The organism is Butyrivibrio sp., assembly GCF_017940685.1.
Lineage (GTDB): Bacteria > Bacillota > Clostridia > Lachnospirales > Lachnospiraceae > Butyrivibrio.
This window is the reverse complement of sequence record NZ_JAGAYD010000096.1, coordinates 1-1949: the sequence shown is the minus strand read 5'-3', so window position 1 is coordinate 1949 and position 1949 is coordinate 1. Positions and strand designations below refer to the sequence as shown.

The 1949-nt window shown below is 43.6% G+C and carries 2 protein-coding genes and 1 pseudogene; all 3 read left to right on the top strand.

Translation table 11 applies throughout. The annotated features are described in order from the left end of the window. The coding region (locus J6I68_RS06085) for a hypothetical protein (RefSeq protein WP_292218537.1) at window positions 1–640 on the top strand (640 nt) is incomplete at its 5' end. A 50-nt stretch (window positions 641–690) separates the two neighbouring features. Then, window positions 691–864 (top strand): hypothetical protein, encoded by a 174-nt coding sequence (locus tag J6I68_RS06080; RefSeq protein WP_292218535.1) that lies wholly within the window; start codon window positions 691–693, stop codon window positions 862–864. A 53-nt stretch (window positions 865–917) separates the two neighbouring features. Beyond that, window positions 918–1949 (top strand): annotated as a pseudogene (locus J6I68_RS06075) (hypothetical protein); the annotation flags it as partial.

The following is a 1949-nucleotide window of genomic DNA, read 5'->3' as shown; positions in this document are numbered from 1 at the left end:
GCCAGAGTTTATTAACAGTTATTGCATCCTGACAAGTGATTCCACATTCGCCACTCTGCCCAAAGAGTCGGGAACCATCGGCAAGCACCAGAACAAGGTGAGCAAGTGGAGCAAGATTATTGGTGGTGCTGCTGACATTGTGGGTGCAGGAGGCATGATTGGTGCAGCAACGGCAGGCAGTGTTGGTGGCGTTATCAATGGTGTGAGAGTGATGGGCGGTGCTGCTGGTGTCGCCAATGCTGCAGGGACTGTCAGCAGTCTGGCGGGATCATCTGGTATGGACATCATTTTCAAAGGAGGACATTCTTCTTACTCATTCAAGGCTAACGGTAACAATGTTCGTCTGCTTATCAAGGGCGAAAGTAACGAGACAGACCCATTGGACTGCTACCGCATTGTAAGATTTAAGGGTTCAAAGAAGGAGCGTCGCATACAGTGGATTGAGTTTGAGTCTTCACTTATTGGAACTGAGGAAACCAAGAATGCCGGGTATGTACAGTTTGAGGGCCATAAGTATGGCAACCAATCGTACCTGTTGACCATTCCTGCCAGTGAAATGGAGAAGGGTGAGTACGGTATCTTCTATATGAGCATCATAACAGCAACCACTATTCCTGTAGGTACATTCAGTGTGAAATAAGAATTAGATTGAGAACTAAAAGGGAAAAAAACAATTTAAAACTTAAGATTATGGAACTACTGATTTTAGGACTTATACTGATGGGCATCTTTGGCGACAATTCAAAGGATGACAAGAAAGCAAAAGAGCGTAAGCGCAGACGTGCAGCAGAAGAGCGCAAGCGTCGTAAGTACAATGAAAGTCTCGGCTATTACGAGCATCTGTATGGCCAGGGACATCCCTGATTGTACAACTGTGAGATTTGATTGGTATAGTTAATCAAAAACAGATTGAGAAAATGGCAAATTCATATTATTATAAGTATCTGAAGGACTACATTCTTGATGTAGGCAATAGGATTATCGGCTTTGATAAGAAACTGCTGAAAGACGAATGTGCTCTTGAAGATTTTCTCCAGGCACGTTCAGATCTTGCCGAAGAAGAGTTTAACAGATTCAAAGACCTTAAAGGAGGCGGTGGCCACGAACTTGCCATGCAGACTTTATTAGAAGGCCTTACGGAGCTGGAGCCTACAGAAGAAGAGATCGAGGCAGAGTTGAACTTTCAGAAAGATATAGAGGAAATTCCTGTGATTGGCGAACCATTTGATCTCAACTTTCTGAGAAAGGAAGAAAGTGTTTTCCATTTTGGTGACATGGAAATGAGATACTTCCAAGTAAAGAATGGCAACACCTATCAGATCCTTGTTCAAGATAACAGCAACAAAGATGCTGAAAAATCTCTTCCATATCGATATGATGCTAAACTCAGGCCTCATTCAAAGCCTGTATGTGAGAATCATCCTTGGTGTATGGACAGATGCAAAGGTATCATTGATGTTTGGGATAAGGAATCTATCTTTGTCCATTCTGATGATGAAGTTGTGGAGGTCTCGCCATCTTTCCGTAAGTTCAGGGCTATTGGAGAGGACTATCCCGATGGTGAACTAAGATGCAGGAGGTTTACTCGTCATGTGGATGTCTTACTCCCATTGCAGCATCCTTCAGAGGTGTTGGAACAGATGGTTGGGTGTGACAATATTAAGAAGCGGCTTGCTGAATTCAGATCGCTTGCGGAGTATAATAAAGCATGTCTACGCCAGTCGCCACAGCTTCCTGTTATGAAGATTTTCCTGCATTCTGTCTTTTATGGCAATCCCGGTACTGGTAAGACAACTGTTTGCCGCTTATATGGAGCGCTTTTGAAAGAAGTGGGATTATTGAGCAAGGGACATGTCATAGTTGCAGACAGATCAACATTCTCTGGAGATTCTTTTGGCGATGAAGAGGAAATCGTGGCCAAACTGCTTGAAATGTCGAAGGGAGGAATC